Origin of the sequence: Nocardioides sp. NPDC059952, from assembly GCF_042730435.1 — a bacterium.
Taxonomy (GTDB): domain Bacteria; phylum Actinomycetota; class Actinomycetes; order Propionibacteriales; family Nocardioidaceae; genus Nocardioides.
The window spans coordinates 1-14,926 of sequence record NZ_JBHWLY010000075.1 but is presented as its reverse complement, the minus strand read 5'-3'; the positions used below and the strand labels follow the sequence as shown (position 1 = coordinate 14,926).

At 69.4% G+C, this 14,926-nt stretch carries 12 protein-coding genes; 4 read left to right on the top strand and 8 right to left on the bottom strand.

Annotated elements, in window-relative coordinates; genetic code table 11:
* Nucleotides 1–116 precede the first annotated feature (116 nt).
* Together ACFV9G_RS24815 and ACFV9G_RS24810 are read left to right on the top strand one after the other, a co-directional pair.
* Nucleotides 117–1,178 carry a glycosyltransferase family 2 protein gene (locus ACFV9G_RS24815; RefSeq protein WP_378731007.1) on the top strand — a complete coding sequence of 354 codons (1,062 nt, stop codon included), beginning with the start codon at nt 117–119 and terminating at the stop codon, nt 1,176–1,178.
* Nucleotides 1,175–2,146 (top strand): hypothetical protein, encoded by a 972-nt coding sequence (locus ACFV9G_RS24810; protein ID WP_378731005.1) that lies wholly within the window; start codon nt 1,175–1,177, stop codon nt 2,144–2,146. The genes ACFV9G_RS24815 and ACFV9G_RS24810 overlap by 4 nt, the downstream gene beginning before the upstream one ends.
* On the opposite strand, the gene ACFV9G_RS24805 is transcribed toward ACFV9G_RS24810, so the two are convergent.
* From ACFV9G_RS24805 to ACFV9G_RS24770, 8 genes are all read right to left on the bottom strand, one after another.
* Nucleotides 2,055–3,599 carry a phospholipid carrier-dependent glycosyltransferase gene (locus ACFV9G_RS24805; protein ID WP_378731002.1) on the bottom strand — a complete coding sequence of 515 codons (1,545 nt, stop codon included), beginning with the start codon at nt 3,597–3,599 and terminating at the stop codon, nt 2,055–2,057. The genes ACFV9G_RS24810 and ACFV9G_RS24805 overlap by 92 nt on opposite strands.
* 99 nt (nt 3,600–3,698) lie before the next feature.
* Nucleotides 3,699–5,453: a hypothetical protein gene (locus ACFV9G_RS24800; RefSeq protein WP_378731000.1), complete on the bottom strand. Its 1,755-nt coding sequence runs from the start codon at nt 5,451–5,453 to the stop codon at nt 3,699–3,701.
* A 162-nt stretch (nt 5,454–5,615) separates the two neighbouring features.
* Entirely contained in the window at nt 5,616–7,358 is a 1,743-nt protein-coding gene (locus tag ACFV9G_RS24795; protein WP_378730998.1) for a hypothetical protein, read from the bottom strand.
* A 15-nt stretch (nt 7,359–7,373) separates the two neighbouring features.
* Complete coding sequence (locus ACFV9G_RS24790; RefSeq protein ID WP_378730995.1) at nt 7,374–8,102, bottom strand: class I SAM-dependent methyltransferase; 729 nt, start codon at nt 8,100–8,102, stop codon at nt 7,374–7,376.
* A 59-nt stretch (nt 8,103–8,161) separates the two neighbouring features.
* Entirely contained in the window at nt 8,162–8,653 is a 492-nt protein-coding gene (coaD, locus tag ACFV9G_RS24785; protein WP_378730993.1) for a pantetheine-phosphate adenylyltransferase, read from the bottom strand.
* 61 nt (nt 8,654–8,714) lie between these two features.
* Nucleotides 8,715–9,278, bottom strand: a complete 564-nt coding sequence (gene rsmD, locus ACFV9G_RS24780; protein ID WP_378730991.1) for a 16S rRNA (guanine(966)-N(2))-methyltransferase RsmD — start codon at nt 9,276–9,278, stop codon at nt 8,715–8,717.
* 9 nt (nt 9,279–9,287) lie between these two features.
* Nucleotides 9,288–11,552 (bottom strand): ATP-dependent DNA helicase RecG, encoded by a 2,265-nt coding sequence (locus ACFV9G_RS24775; RefSeq protein ID WP_378730989.1) that lies wholly within the window; start codon nt 11,550–11,552, stop codon nt 9,288–9,290.
* A 13-nt stretch (nt 11,553–11,565) separates the two neighbouring features.
* Entirely contained in the window at nt 11,566–13,200 is a 1,635-nt protein-coding gene (locus ACFV9G_RS24770) for a DAK2 domain-containing protein (protein WP_378730987.1), read from the bottom strand.
* A gap of 235 nt (nt 13,201–13,435) precedes the next feature.
* On the opposite strand from ACFV9G_RS24770, the gene ACFV9G_RS24765 reads away from it, so the two are divergent.
* On the top strand, nt 13,436–14,464 hold the full coding sequence (locus tag ACFV9G_RS24765; RefSeq protein ID WP_378730985.1) for a class I SAM-dependent methyltransferase: 1,029 nt from the start codon (nt 13,436–13,438) through the stop codon (nt 14,462–14,464).
* A 125-nt stretch (nt 14,465–14,589) separates the two neighbouring features.
* Nucleotides 14,590–14,775, top strand: a complete 186-nt coding sequence (rpmB, locus tag ACFV9G_RS24760) for a 50S ribosomal protein L28 (RefSeq protein ID WP_045550407.1) — start codon at nt 14,590–14,592, stop codon at nt 14,773–14,775.
* The last annotated feature ends 151 nt before the right edge of the window (nt 14,776–14,926 follow it).

Sequence of the window (14,926 nt, the reverse complement as noted above, 5' to 3'; positions counted from 1 at the left end):
CCGGATGACACCCGCGAGGGGGCGTGGGGCCGCGGAATCCACGCGGTAATGTGGCAGCTCGGAAGCCCCTCACCTGCCCGAATCAGTTCGGTCCCACTACTTGCCCTGAGGTCCCTGTGAAGCTTGTCGTTCAAGTCCCCTGCCTCAACGAGGAGGAGACGCTCCCGTCCGTGCTGGAGTCGATTCCGAAGCAGATCCCCGGAATCGACGAGATCGTGATCCTGATCGTCGACGACGGGTGCACCGACCGGACGGTCGAGGTGGCCAAGGAGCACGGCGTGCGCGAGTTCGTGCACCACTCCCGCAACCAGGGTCTCGGCCGAAGCTTCCACGACGGCGTGGTCCGCGCGCTCGAGCTGGGCGCCGACATCGTGGTCAACACCGACGGCGACAACCAGTACCCGCAGGACCGGATCACCGACCTGGTCCAGCCGATCATCAACGGCCAGGCCGACATCGTCATCGGCGACCGGCAGGTCGACCGGATCGAGCACTTCTCCGGACTGAAGAAGAGGCTGCAGAAGGTCGGCTCCAAGGTGGTCAACATGGCCGCCGAGACCGACCTGCCCGACGCGGCCAGCGGCTTCCGCGCCTACTCGCGCGAGTCGCTGATGCTGCTCAACACCGTGACCCGCTTCTCCTACTGCATGGAGACGATCATCCAGGCGGGCAACAAGCGGATGAAGATCGCCTCGGTGCCGATCGAGACCAACGCCAAGACGCGTGAGTCGCGACTGTTCAAGTCGATGCCGGAGCACATCATGAAGTCGGGCGCGGCGATCGTGCGCTCCTACATGATGTACAAGCCGTACGCCATCTTCGTCTGGCTCACCGCCTTCTTCTTCGTCCTCGGCGCGATCCCGTTCGTCCGCTACCTCGTGCTGTGGTTGAGCGGCGACAACGGCAACCACATCCAGTCGCTGCTGCTCGGCGGCGTGCTGATCAACCTGGCCTTCATGTCCGCGATGCTCGGCGTGATCTCCGACCTGATCCGCACCAACCGGGTGCTCATCGAGGACGACCTGGAGCACACCAAGAAGGCTCGCTTCGGCAAGTCCGGCACCGAGATGCTCCGCGACCAGACCTCGGTCGCCGAGTTCGACCTGCCGCACACGCCGCGGACGAGCCCGGCCCAGTCATCGGCCCAATCCGGCGAGACGTGGACGACCAGCCTGTGACAGCGACCCACTCCGACCCGGTCTCCGCCACGGAGGCCGGGTCTTCGGCTACGCCCGGTCCCACGAAACCCAGCCTGAAGAAGCGGCTGCTCAAGATCGGGCTCGCTCTCGTCGTCGTGCTCGGCGGCGCCTACCTCCTCTGGCGTCAGCGCGCCGACCTGGCCACCGCGGTCCAGGAGCTGAGCCTCGGCCGGGTCGCGATCGCCGGGGTCCTGGCGATCGTCGGCACGATGCTGATCGGCCAGATCTGGGTCGCCATCCTGCACGGCATGGGCATCCGGCCGTCGCTGCGTGACTCCCACTCGGTCTTCTACGTCTCCCAGCTGGGCAAGTACCTGCCCGGCTCGGTGTGGCCGGTCGTCGCGCAGATGCAGTTCGGGCTGCGCTGGGGTGTCGCGCGCCGGACGATGCTCGGCGTCAACATCCTCTTCATGGGCGTCGTCGTCGCCAGCGGCATCGGCGTCGGCGCGCTCCTGCTCCCCTGGTCGTCGTCCGAGGGCCTCGACCGCTACTGGTGGCTGCTGCTCCTGCTGGTGCCGCTGGCCGTCTGCCTGCACCCGCGGGTCGTCCCGGGCGTGCTCGACTGGCTCTTCGCCCGGCTCGGCCGGGAACCCCTCGGCGTACGCCTCACCGCGCGGGGCCTCTTCACCGCCCTCGGCTGGGCAGTGCTCGCCTGGGTCGCCTTCGGCCTTCACCTGGCCGTGATGATGCAGTCGTACGCCTCGATCGGGCTGGTCGAGGTGGCGGCCGCGACCGGCGGGATGGCCCTTGCGTGGGCCGCGGGGATCGCGTTCATCCCCGCCCCGGCCGGCGCCGGGATCCGCGAGGCGCTGCTCACACTCACCCTCGGTCCGATCATCGGGGTCCCCGAGGCACTCACCGTGGCGCTGGCCTCGCGCGTCCTCCTGCTCCTTGCCGACGTGGTGCTGGCTGGGCTGGGAGCGGTTCTCGGGCGGCGTACGTCCTGACCGGCCAGGCCGCGAGGCAGACGGCGAGCACACCGCATGCCACGCCCGCGGCGACGACGAGCCCGGCGCCACGCGACTCGGAGTTGGGCAGGCGGCCGGCGTAGATGGCCGAGCTGACGAACCAGTCGAAGATCAGCAACGCGTACGCACCCAGCACGAGGGTGATCGAGGCTGCGACCAGCCGCGCCCGCGGCTCACGGGAGCCGACCGGGATCAGGTCGACCAGCGCCATGACGCCGACGGCGAGCGCGGTTGCCAGCAGGGGCATCAGCGGCATCAGGTAGCGGTCGTTCGGGTTCCCGCCACCCGCGACGAACCCGACCAGGTTCGCCAGGACGAGCACCGCGTGGACGGTGAGCAGCAGCCATCCCGCCCCCGAGGAGGGCTGATCCGGCGGCCCGGCGATCCTGCGGCGGACGACCAGCACGAGAAGTCCTGCCGCCGCGACGACGGCCAGCACGTCGCCGACCACGACGTACCCCTCCGCCAGCAGCGGCACCCACAGTCGTTCGTACCAGTCCACCCAGAGCGAGCCGTCCGTCACGATCTGCCACCAGGTCCCGTTCGGCTCCCGGTCGAACTTGTCCAGCAGCGCAGCGGTGGCGGTCGGGTCGCCGTAGAGGACGATGTTGCGGACGTAGAACCAGCCGGTCGCCAATGCCGGAACGCCGGTGGCCACGGCGGAGGCGGCCAGGGCGCGGACCACCCCGCGACGGGTGTGGTCCCTCAGCAGCAGAGCCACCGCGATGGCCGCACCGCACAGGACGACGGTCAGGACCCCCGGCGCCTTCGCCCCTGCCGCGGCGGCCCCGGCCAGCGCGACCAGCGTCAGGCGCCCCGGAGACAGGCCGCGGTTCAGGATCCGGATCGTGGCCAGCAGGGTCAGCGACGACGCCGCGACCGCGACCCCGTCGTTGGCGATGTGCCCGCCGGCGCTCACCAGCACGGCGCACGAGGCGCTGATCCCCGTGGCCAGGAACGCGACCGCCGCCCGACGGGTCACCTCGAAGGCGATCAGGCCCACCAGCAGTACGCACAGCGCGGAGCCGACGGCATTGACGAGCCGCATTCCGACGACCATCACCTGAGGTGCGTCGAGCGCCTCGGCCGCGGCCACGAACGGCAGCGAGATCAGGTAGTAGAGCGGAGGATGGTTGGCGGTCCAGATGTGGCGATGCGGCTCATCGACCATGGTCCCCAGACCCTCGACGACCTGGGGATAACGGCGGGCGTCCGTCGTCACAGGCGTGTCGATCGTCGGCAGCCGTCCCGAGGCCAGCTCCACCGCGTAACCGGCGTTCGGCCCCTCGTCCCGGGTCTGATACTGCAGCGCCCGGGTCAGCGCGACGTAGCTGCTCAGGCTCAGCGCGAAGAACGCGACCAGCACCATCGCCGCCAGCAGCCGCTTCGGGGGTCGTACGTTGACGCGGTCCTCGTGGGTGGAGCGGAGCATTCAGGACCTTCGGCTGGGCTTGCGGGCTGATGGCGAGCCTATGCCAGGTTCTCCCCTTGCTCCCGTGCTCTGATTGCGTGTCCCTCGAGTTGACTCCGACTAGGTCAGTTTGCTGAAGGTTCTGGTGCCGTCGGGGTGGACCGTGACGGCCCGCTTCTCGAACGGCTCGAGCGAGCGGTGCGCCCAGATGCGGAAGCGCCGGTGCTCGTCCTCGATCCAGACCTCGGCGCAGGGCTCGTAGTCCTTCTCGATCGCGGCCTCCACCCAACCGCCGCGAGCCAACGCGCTCGTCTGCAGCACCACGGGGACCTCTCCGCCGGCCATCAGCGCCGTCAGCTGCTTCTCGTTGCGACCGAAGTCGTAGTGGAACAAGTAGAACGGCGTCGGGTTCTCGACATCGAGGGCGTCGTACAACGACAGCTGGTTGCCCAGCACGAAAGCGGTACGGCCTCCCTTCAAGCATCGTGTCATCTCGGGTCGTATCGCATCTCCCCAGACATCGGCCGCCTCGAGCTGCCGGCTGTCCCGGCTCAGGTCGTCGACGTGCTCGACCGCTGAGGCCAGCGGAACCACCCCCAGGACGAGGCAGGCACCCGCGGAGACGGCGACCAGTCTCGCCCCCAGCCTCGCGCCGAGCATCATGACGCTGACCACGAGCACGAGGATCACCGGACCGATGAGGCTGTCGGCACCGAATCCGAAGGCCAGAGCTGCACCCGCCCACGCCGCCCCCGCCGCGAGTCCGACGACCGCGGTCACCATCTGCCAGCCGGACATGGACCAGGGCCGGCTCGACGACGATACCTGGTCCCTGCGGTCGTACACGTCGCAGAGGACGAAGATCAGAGCGGTGAACACCAGCGCGCTCACGGTCTCGGCATGCCCGGGCCCGGGGCGCCGGATCGGGATGGTCGCAAGAAAGAGGGCGCACAACGCGAGGAACCGCGTCGGGTCGCTCGCCAGCCGCCAGATGACCGGCACGAACATCAGCAGCAGGAGGAAGGGATAGAGAGCGACGATGTCGTAGCCCTCCCCATCGGTCGGCACGTCGAAGAACGGCCATCCGAAGTGCTTAGGAAACTGCTGGGCCTGACCGAAGACGACCTGGCGGTTGAGCTCGGCGAGGCTCATCCCGTAGCCGATCCGGTAGAACAGCACCTCAGACACGAATCCGGCCAGGATTCCGGTGGCGAGAGCGGCAGATCGTGTCAGCCTCTCTCGCGCCGTTGCCGCGCCCCGACCGATGAGCTCGAAAAGTACCGCCGCGCCGGTCAGCAGGATCGCCAGCTCGACGTGCTGCCAGAAGAGGGCGGCCGGCACCAGGAACCGCACGACCGACGACCAACGTCCGGAGTCGAGCCGACCTCCGGGCAGGAGGATGAAGGCGAAGACGACAGGGAGGACGTACTTCACCTGAGCGGGCGACGCGAGCGTCAGGACGGCCAGCGCCATGGCGACCATCGCCGCCGGGTGTACGCGTCTGCGCAGCCCCATCGCGGCCACGAGGACGGTCGCCAGAGTGACACCGAAGAAGCGGCCCAGCAAGAACTCCCACCACAGAGGATCGCCACCGGCCAGGCGATAGATCAGGCTGTTCACCCACCACGACCCGGCGTTCCAGCCGTGCTGGAAGTCGACCAGCGGGACCGCCCCCTCTGCGGTGAGCTTGCCGAGGTAGTACTGCGCGCCCCTGTCCCCTGTCAACGGCTCCATCTGTGCGGTGAGGGTGTAGGCGGCACAGACGACGGCGACCACGACGATCACAGCGAAGGTCGCCCATCGGACCAGGCCGATGGGTTCCCGCACTCGGCGTGCGGGCGAGGGGGTCGCCGGCGTGGCCGCCGCATCGAGCATGCTCCGAAAGTACGCGCTGTCGCAGGCAACCGGGGGCGGAACGCTGCGACCTACGTCATGACCTTCCCGTCAGATCTTCCCAACGCGATGCTTGATCAGCCGCGAGGCGTCCTCTGCCACTTGCACGTTATCGAATCCGATAACGATGCGCTTGCCTCACCCCTACGGGGTCGGAACCGCCTTGCCCTGGCGAATGGTGAGATCTTGCTGGGCGACCTCGCCGCGGGACTTGTGGGTCCAGATCGTGACAGTCGTCGCCTGCTTCTCGATCCTCACCACCGAGCACGGCACATAGTTGGCGCGAATCGCGTCGGTGAGCCACGGCTGCGGCGTGTGCAGCGGCATGGTCTCGATGATGACCGGGATCGAGCCGTCCTCGAGCTGAGGCACCAGCACGTCCTCGTACTGCGCGAAGTCGTAGTGGAACAGGTAGTAGGGCGTCGGGTTGGTGATCTGCAGAGCGTCGTAGAGCTCGAGGTAGTTGGGCATGACCAGCGCCTCGCGGCTGCCGCCACTGCATCGCTCGTACTCCGGGCCCGCCCAGCGGGCGATCGAGTCGCTCACCGCGAAGGACTTCGCGTCGCGGTGCATGTCGTCGAGGTGGTCGACGGCGGCAAGAGCGGGTACGCAGCCGAGTACGACCAGCGCGCCGGCCGAGACCGCCGCGGTCGCTCCGCGAAGGAACGCTCCCCCGAGGACCGCCCCGGCGACAGCCAGAGCCACGAGGAGCACGGCACCGGCCATGCTCTGGAGGCCGAAGCCGATCCAGAGGGTGCCGACCGCCCACAGGGCGCCGGCCGCGGCTAGAGGTAGCGCGGTGGCGGAACGTGTTGGTTTCGACACGCTCGCTGGCGCTCGCGGCTCAACCAACGGGGTGGAATGGCGCTCGTAGAGCTCGGCCACCGCCAGGACCAGGGCGAGGAGGACGAGGGCGGAGACTGTGGTGGTGTGGGGGTTGTCGACGCGCCGGATCGGGACGACGACGAGGACCAGCCCGGCCAGCGCGACCAGCCGGGTGGAGTCCGAGACCCGCTGCCACACCAGCGGCACGAACGGGATCAGCAGCGCAAACGGGTAGAGCGCCAGGATGAAGAAGCGCCCCGACTCGGTCGGCAGGTCGAAGAAGTTCCACACGGCGTACTGCGAACCCTCATGGGTCTCGGTCTGCCCGAGGATCACCTGCCGGTTGAAGTCGGCGAAGGAGAGCCCCCACAAGACCCTGTACGCCATGGCCTGGACGACCAGCCCGAGCACGAAACCACCGGCCAGCTGAACGCAGTTGAGGATCCGGGTGCGCCACCCGACCTCCCGGCGGGCGAAGAGCTCGAAGAGCCCCGAGGCGCCGGTGAGGAGCACGGCGAGCTCGACGTACTGCCAGAAGACGAGGGCCGGGAGGAGGACCCGCGCGGCCGCGGCCAGGCGCGGGCGCGACTCGAGCCAACCGGTCGGCAGCAGGACGAAGACCCACAGCAGGCAGATCGTGTACTTGATGTGCAGCGGGGTGGCCAGCAGGAGCACGCCGAGCGCCGACGCGATCATCACCGCCGGGTGCAGCCGGAGACGGAGGCCGATGGCGGCGGCGAGGACCGCCCCGAGGCCGGCGCCGAGCAGGCGGCCCCAGAGGAAGTACCAGATCGTCGGGCTGCCGCCCGCGATCGCGTAGAGCGCCGCGTTGACCCAGAACGAGCCGGCGTTCCAGCCGTGCTCGAAGTCGACGAGCGGGATCGCGCCGTGGGCGGTGATCTTCGCCAGGTGGTACTGGGCACCGAAGTCCTGGGTCAGGAACGTGCCGTTCTGGGCGCCGACCGAATAGGCCGACCAGACCAGCGCCACCACGCAGACCCCGGCGAAGGTCGCCCAGCGCACGGTGCCCACACGTTCGGCCTGCTCCCCCGATGTCGCCATGAGGAGGACCCTAGATCAACCCTTCGTCAGGACGGAGGTGCGCTCCGGGTACGGCAAGGTCGGGGTGAGACCGGCGTGGATGGTCTCCTTCATGCCGGACGCGGCGATGGCCTCGACGTAGCGCTTGCGGCGGCTGTTGTCGAAGACGATGATCCCGCCGGGAGCGAGCCGGTCCTTGGCCTTCTCCAGGCACGCCTCGCGGGCGCGCCCGTCGACCACCACGAGATCGAACTCGCCGTCGACGTCGTCGATGGAGTTGACGTACGCCTCGAAGTCGAGGCCCGCGTGGCCCTCCTTCTGCGAGGGGACGACCGGGTTGTCGGAGGCCACCGGCTCGATGACCCGCAGCGAGATCTTCTCCTCGCCGGCGAGCTCGGCCTGCATCATCTCGCCAAAACCCTTGTGGTGCTCGACGGAGTGGATCTCGTCGGCGCGGCGGGAGAGCCAGATCGTGGAGGCGCCGGAGCCGTACTCATAGACCCGGATCGGGCGCTCGCGCTGGCTCAGCCAGGCATCGACGGCGGTGATCGCGTCGTAGGTCCACCACGGCACATCGAGCTTCGCCATCGCCAGGGAGTCGTAGACCTTGGTGAGCGAGTGGGCCCAGTGACGCCAGCGCTGCTCGACCGGCGGTGGGGTCTCCTTCGCGAGTCCCGTCTTCGTCAGCCCGCGACCGACGGCCTTGAGCGAGGCGGCATAGGACTGCTTGGCCAAGGAAAGCGGGGAACGGCCTGAGGTGGACATTGATCTCCAGAGAAAGAATGGCGGTCAGCACTCGAAACGATACCGGCGAACCGTGCCCCTCACTCGGAACGTTCTGCCAAACGCTTGGTGAGTCGTGCGAGAACATCCGGCGGCAGGAAAGCCGACACATCCCCACCGAAATGGGCCATCTCCTTGATCAGCGAGGAGGAGACCGCGGCCCAGCGTGGGTCGTTGAGCAGGAAGACGGTCTCGACGCCGGTCATGTGGGCGTTCATTTGCGCCATCGGCGCCTCGTACTCCAGGTCGGGCGCCCCGCGCAGCCCCTTCACGATCGCCTGGGCGTCGATCTCGACACAGAAGTCGGTGACCAGACCGGTGAACCCCTGGACCCGTACGTTGCCCAGCGCAGCGGTCATGTCGGTGAGCATCTCCATCCGCTCCTCGGCCGTGAACAGGCGCTTCGACTTCGACGGGTTGACCCCGACCGCGACGACGACCTCGTCGAACATCGCCGAGGCGCGGGTGAAGATGTCGAGATGGCCGAACGTGGGCGGGTCGAACGAACCCGGGCACACCGCACGACGCGTCATTGTCATTTCTCCCATTCGATCAGTCCAGTTCGATCAGTCCGGCCGATCTGTCGGCCTTGATTCATTCCGGCGCGTGGCCGTACCAGAGCGTGGTCTCGCCGTACTTCTTCGACTTCTGGTCGGTGAACCCGTCGGGCCAGACCGGCTCGGGACTGCGTGCGGACCGCTCGACGACGACCAGGGCGCCCGGAACCAGCCAGCCGTGCTTGACCAGCAGCGCGATGTCCTCGGAGACGGCGTCGTCGGAGAGCGGGTAGGGCGGGTCGAGGAAGACCATGTCGTAGGGGGCCGGCGGCGGCGTCACCAGGGTGCTGGCCACCGTGGCGGCGACCACGTTGGCCCGCGGGAAGCCGAGCTCCTTCGCATTGGAACGGATCACCCCCGCCGTACGCCGGTCCGACTCGACCAGGGTCACCACCCCGGCGCCACGGGACCACGCCTCCAGCCCGACCGCGCCGGTGCCGGCGTAGAGGTCGAGGAAGCGCAGCCCGGCCAGGGAGCCGTAGGAGGACTCGATCGCCGAGAAGAGCGCCTCGCGGACCCGATCGGTGGTGGGACGGGTCCGCACCCCCTTGGGAGCGAGTAGGCGCCGCCCTCCTGCGACGCCACCGATGATCCGAGTCATTGGGATACCTTAGGACTTTTCCAAGTAGTCAGCGGAAGCGGACTCCTCGATCTCGGTGACCCGCTCGGCCAGGAGCGGCGCGGTCGCGAGATCCGGGTCGTCCTCGAGCAGCGCCTCCGCCGCCTCGCGCGCCTCCAGGATCGTCTCCTCGTCGCGCAGCACACGGAGACTCTCCAGGCTCGATCGGCGGCCGGACTGGGAGGCGCCGAGCACGTCCCCCTCACGGCGCTGGTCGAGGTCGACCCGGGACAGCGCGAACCCGTCGGTGGTCTGGGCGACCGCGTCGAGGCGGGTCCTGGCCGGGGTGTCGGCCTCGGCGTGGGAGACGAGCAGGCACAGCCCGTGCAGGCCGCCACGGCCGACCCGGCCGCGCAGCTGGTGGAGCTGGGAGACCCCGAAGCGGTCGGCGTCGAGGATGACCATGGTGGTGGCGTTGGGTACGTCCACGCCGACCTCGATCACGGTGGTGGCGATCAGCACATCGACGTCGCCGGCGGCGAAGGCGCTCATGGTGCGCTCCTTCTCCTCGGCGGGGAGCTTGCCGTGGAGCTTGGCGACGCTCAGCCCCTGCAGCGGACCGGTGGTCAGCTCCTCGGTGACCTCGTCGACGGCGGAGAGCTGGGCCGGGGCGGCCTTGACCTCGTTGCCGTCGGCGTCGAAGTCGCGCTGGTCGCTCTCCCCCTGCTCGGACTCGTCGCCGCTGATCCGCGGGGCGACGACGTAGACCTGGTGGCCTGATCCGACCTCTTCCTTGACGCGTTCCCACACCCGGGCGATCCACGCGGGATGGTCCACGAGCGAGACCAGGTTGGTCTGGATCTCGGCCCGTCCGGCCGGGAGCTCGGTGAGCGTGGAGACCTCGAGGTCGCCGAAGACGGTCATCGCGACCGTGCGCGGGATCGGCGTCGCGGTCATCACCAGCAGGTGCGGTGGGGTGCCGGCCTTATCCGTCAGGGCGGCCCGCTGCTCGACGCCGAAGCGGTGCTGCTCGTCGACGACGACCAGGCCGAGGTCGTCGAACATCACCTGGTCCTGGAGCAGGGCGTGGGTGCCGACGACGATCCCGGCCTCGCCGGTGGCGATCCGGCTCAGCGGCCCCTTGCGCTGGGTCTTGGTCATCGATCCGGTGAGGAGCTCGACATGGGTCTGCTCCTGGTCGCCGGCGAAGAGCCCTCCGGCCAGGCCGCTGGCGGCCAGGTCGCCGAGCATCGCGGTGATCGAGCGGTAGTGCTGCTGGGCGAGCACCTCGGTCGGCGCCAGCAGCGCGGCCTGGCCGCCGGAGTCGACGACCCTGAGCATGGCGCGGAGGGCGACCAGCGTCTTGCCGGAGCCGACCTCGCCCTGGAGCAGGCGGTTCATCGGGTGGGGCTGGGCCAGCGCCACCTCGAGCTCCTCCCCGATCTCGGCCTGTCCCTGGGTGAGGGTGAACGGCAGCCGCTCGTCGAAGGCCCCGAGCATCTGGTGGACACCGCCGGTGCGGGCAGTGGTGCCCAGCGCCTGGAGCGCCCGTCGCCGGCGTCCCAGCACCAGCTGCAGGCCGAGCGCCTCCTCGAACCGGAAGCGGTGCTGGGCGCGCTGGACGTCCTTGAGCTCATGGGGCGCGTGGATCAGGTCCAGGGCGTCGCGCAGCCCCGGGACGGCGTACGTCTCCCGGAGCTGCTCGGGGAGCACGTCGGTGACCTCCTTGACGACCTGCCGGGCGAACCGCACCGCGCGCATCACGTCCCAGTGCTGGAGCCCGGCGGTGAGCGGATAGATCGGGAAGAGCTCGGTCAGCTCCTCGACCGCCATCTGGTTGTCGGCCGCCTCGGCGGCGCTCTCGGAGTCGGACGGGTCGCCGAAGACGACCATCTGCGGGTTGGCCAGCTGCCACTCGCCGCGGAACGATCCGGCCTTGCCGACGAAGACTCCGCGCACGCCCGGGGCGAGCACGCCGCGGCGCCACTCGGCGATCCGCTGGGACTTGGAGAAGAAGGTGAGCTGCAGGTCGGCGGTGCCGGCCTTGAGCTGGGTCTCGACGCGGAAGGCGGGCCGGCCGGTGCGGCGGTCGGTGTGCTGTCGCACGACGCTGCGGACCACCTCGCCGAGCACCGTGAGCATCTCGCCCTCGTGCAGCTGCGGCGTCTGGCTGAGGTCGGCGGTGCGCAGGTAGCGACGCGGGAAGTGGTAGAGCAGGTCGCCGACGGTGCGCAGCCCGAGACCCTTGGTGAACTTCGTGGCGTGCTTGCTGTTGCCCAGCACGGCCTCGATCGGCGACTCGAGGGTGATCGGCACCGTCTCTTCTCCTCTACTCCACCGACATCAGGAGGGGGTAGCGCTCCTGGCCTCCGTCGTACACCATCACATCAACGGCCGGATGGTTGGCAGCCAGCCACGCCGCGACGGCACCGGCGAGCTCGCCCGTGGGGTCCTCGAGGCCGGAGACCAGCGTGACCAGCTCGCCGCCACCACCGATGAGCCGGGCGAGCACATACGTCGCGCACGTCTCCAGGTCCTGGCCGACCTTGACGAAGTCTCCGTCGAGCACCCCGAGCGCGTCACCCGGCATACACGGCCCAGCCATCGTAATCGCTCGGGTGTTCGAGATGGTGACCGCACCGTGCCGCGCGTGTCGCGCGGTGGCGGTCATCTCGAGCACGTCCTTGTCGAACTTCCGGCCGGGCTCGTGAACCGCGATCGCCGCCAGCCCCTGCACCTGGCTGCGGGTGGAGATCACCGCGACGTTGATGTCGAGGTCGTCCTCGGCGGTGCGGGCGGCGGCCTCGGCCGACTGCCGGGTCGGAGCGTCGTTGGGGAGCACGATCACCTCGTCGGCACCGGAGGCGGTGATCGCCTCGAGCAGCTCGGAGGTCGTCGGGCGCCGATGCGGGCCGCCCTCGATCACGATCGCGCCGGCGCCGCGGAAGAGCTCGGCCAGACCTGGCCCGGCCGCGAACGCGATCACCGCACGGCCACCGCGGGTGGCGTGGCGATGGGCCTGGCCGGCGATCTGCTCGGCGAAGTGGGTCACATGGATCCGGTGGGGCCGCCCGGCGTTGATCCCGGCCTCGATCGCGGCGCCGACGTCGTCGACGTGGACGTGGACGTTCCAGATGCCCTCGCCTCCGACGACGACCAGCGAGTCGCCCAGCGGCTGGAGCCGCTTGCGGAGGTCGGGGATCGCGACGTCCTCGGCGTCGAGCAGGTACATCACCTCGTACGACGGGCCACCGGGCTCCAGCGCGTGGCCGTCGGCCGCACCGGCGACGGCCTGGATCGGGATCGGGATGTGCGGGACCGGCGCCTGCGGGCTCGGCCGGCGACCGGTCAGCGCGGTGTCGAAGGCGTCGAGCAGCACGCAGATCCCGCGGCCACCGGCGTCGACCACCCCGGCAGCGGCCAGAGCCGGCAGCTGCTCCTGCGTGCGGGCAAGAGCCGCGCGGGCCGCGCTGGCGGCGACCGACATCACGTCGCGGGTCCGTGCGGTCTCGTCGATCTCGACGCACGCCTCGGCCGCGTCCGCGGCGGCCCGGAGCACGCTCAGCATGGTGCCCTCCTGGGGCTCCCCCACCGCGGCGTACGCGGCGTTCCCGGCGTTGCGCAGCGCGTCGGCGAAGACCACCGCGGTGCGCTCGTCCTCGGTGGCCTGGACCAGGCGGCGCAGCAGGGCGCCGATCATCTCGGCCAGGATCACGCCCGAGTTTCCGCGGGCGCCCAGCAGCGCGCCGCGCGAGAAAGCGCGCAGTCCCTCACGCCAGTCGGGGCCGGTGAACTCGCGCAGCCGGTCACGGGCCGCGGCGATCGTGAGGTAGAGGTTGGTGCCGGTGTCGCTGTCGGGCACCGGGAAGACGTTGAGCGCGTCGATCTCCTCGCGGTGCGACGCGAGCGCGTCGGTCGCCAGGTCGCCGAACCGGCGGAACAGATCGAGCTTGACCTCGGCCACGCTGCCTCCCTACTCCTCGACACCTGAATGCAGCCAGACACCGTGACGCCGGACACACTGCCCGGTACCGCGGCACCCAGGGTAGGCGGTGTCCGGGTACGGGGTAAACGACGGGTGAACAAATCCGAGGCCGCAGGAAAGTCACGAGCGAGTAACACCTTCTGTCGAGTTGCGCCCCACCTCGGTGACGATCATCCCTAGTGTGGGGATGACCCCAACGCCGAAGGAATCCCGGATGTCGATCCCGACCCCGACCCCACGCGCCGAACGCGTCAACGAAATCTTCGACTTCTCGGCCGGACGCGGCCTCGAGATCGGACCTCTGCACCAGCCCCTCATCCCCCGAGATGCCGCGGAGGTCTCCTATCTGGACCTCTACGACCGCGACCGGCTCTACGAGTCGTACGCCGAGCATTCCCAGGTGAACCACGACACCATCCCCGAGATCGACTATCCGATGTGGGACGGCACCCGGATGCGTACGCTCGAGGAGGCCGCCAAGGATGGCGCTCCGTACGACTGGGCGCTGGCCAGCCACGTCGTCGAGCACGTCCCTGACCTGGTCGGATGGCTGGCACAGGTCGAGGCCGTCACCGCACCCGACGGGGCCCTCGTCCTGGTCGTCCCCGACCGGCGCTACACCTTCGACGCCCACCGACCACCCACCACGATGGGTCAGATCCTGCAGGCGTACGAGGCAGGCGACACGACCCCGTCGGTGCGTGCGGTCTACGACCACCACCGGTGTGCGGTCAACACCGACGCCAAGCGTCTCCACCAGCGTGGGCCGAGCGAGGCCGAGACCTGTATCCACGACCTCGGCTACACGCGGAGCCAGCTCGAGCGGGCCCGCCGGGGCGAGTACGTCGACTGCCACGTGTGGACCTACACCGACCGCTCGTTCCCCGAGATCATCGCCGAGCTGCGCCGCCTGGGGCTGACCGGCTGGTCGGTCGAGTCCCTCCTGCCCGTGCCCGAGAACGACATCGAGTTCTACGTCGTCCTACGCCGCGGTCTCTCCCCCGACCTCCCCGCGGTGCCCGCACTCCCGGACTGGGTCGAGCAGGGCCTCGAGCTGCGTGACGAGGTCGCGAGGCTCCGTGAGGTCGTCGCGGACCAGCGGCGACGGCTCGAGTCCCAGCGCAAGCAGCTCGCCGGCCGACGCACGGAGATCGACGATCTGCGCGGGTCGAAGCGGTGGAAGCTGGCCACCGCACTGGCCGCACCGCTGGACAAGTGGCGGGATCGCCGCTCGGAAGACTGACGATTTCGCCGGGTGCAGCCGGACGGGCTACGCTTGTTCGGTTGTCTCGGCAGGGCAGCCGTTCATCGCGCCCGCCGACACCATTCAATTGACCTCGATCATCTATTCAACCTCAGGAGTTCACGGTGGCTGCCGTCTGCGACATCTGCGACAAGAAGCCGGGCTTCGGCAACAACCGGCCGTGGTCCAAGAAGGCGACCAGGCGCCGCTTCGACCCCAACATCCAGCGCGTCCGCGCCGTCATCAACGGCACCCCGAAGCGCATGAACGTCTGCACGACCTGCATCAAGGCCGGCAAGGTTTCACGCTGAGGTAGCACGGAGGGGCCCCGCGGCAGCGCGCAAGCGCTGAGCGGGGCCCCTTCTGCTATCTCATGAACGGCGCCCACACGGCGCAAAAGTCCCGGAGGAGCGAAGCGGGGGAGGGACCGTTGCGCCCCGGCGGCGCAAACCCCACGCAAGC

What these genes read in the sequence shown, in the direction of transcription:
- ACFV9G_RS24790 (WP_378730995.1), bottom strand. Translation starts at nt 8,102, where the DNA reads ATGTCCACCTCAGGCCGTTCCCCGCTTTCCTTGGCCAAGCAGTCCTAT.
- ACFV9G_RS24800 (WP_378731000.1), bottom strand. Translation starts at nt 5,453, where the DNA reads ATGCTCGATGCGGCGGCCACGCCGGCGACCCCCTCGCCCGCACGCCGA.
- rsmD (WP_378730991.1), bottom strand. Translation starts at nt 9,278, where the DNA reads ATGACTCGGATCATCGGTGGCGTCGCAGGAGGGCGGCGCCTACTCGCT.
- coaD (WP_378730993.1), bottom strand. Translation starts at nt 8,653, where the DNA reads ATGACGCGTCGTGCGGTGTGCCCGGGTTCGTTCGACCCGCCCACGTTC.
- ACFV9G_RS24795 (WP_378730998.1), bottom strand. Translation starts at nt 7,358, where the DNA reads ATGGCGACATCGGGGGAGCAGGCCGAACGTGTGGGCACCGTGCGCTGG.
- ACFV9G_RS24805 (WP_378731002.1), bottom strand. Translation starts at nt 3,599, where the DNA reads ATGCTCCGCTCCACCCACGAGGACCGCGTCAACGTACGACCCCCGAAG.
- ACFV9G_RS24765 (WP_378730985.1), top strand. Translation starts at nt 13,436, where the DNA reads ATGTCGATCCCGACCCCGACCCCACGCGCCGAACGCGTCAACGAAATC.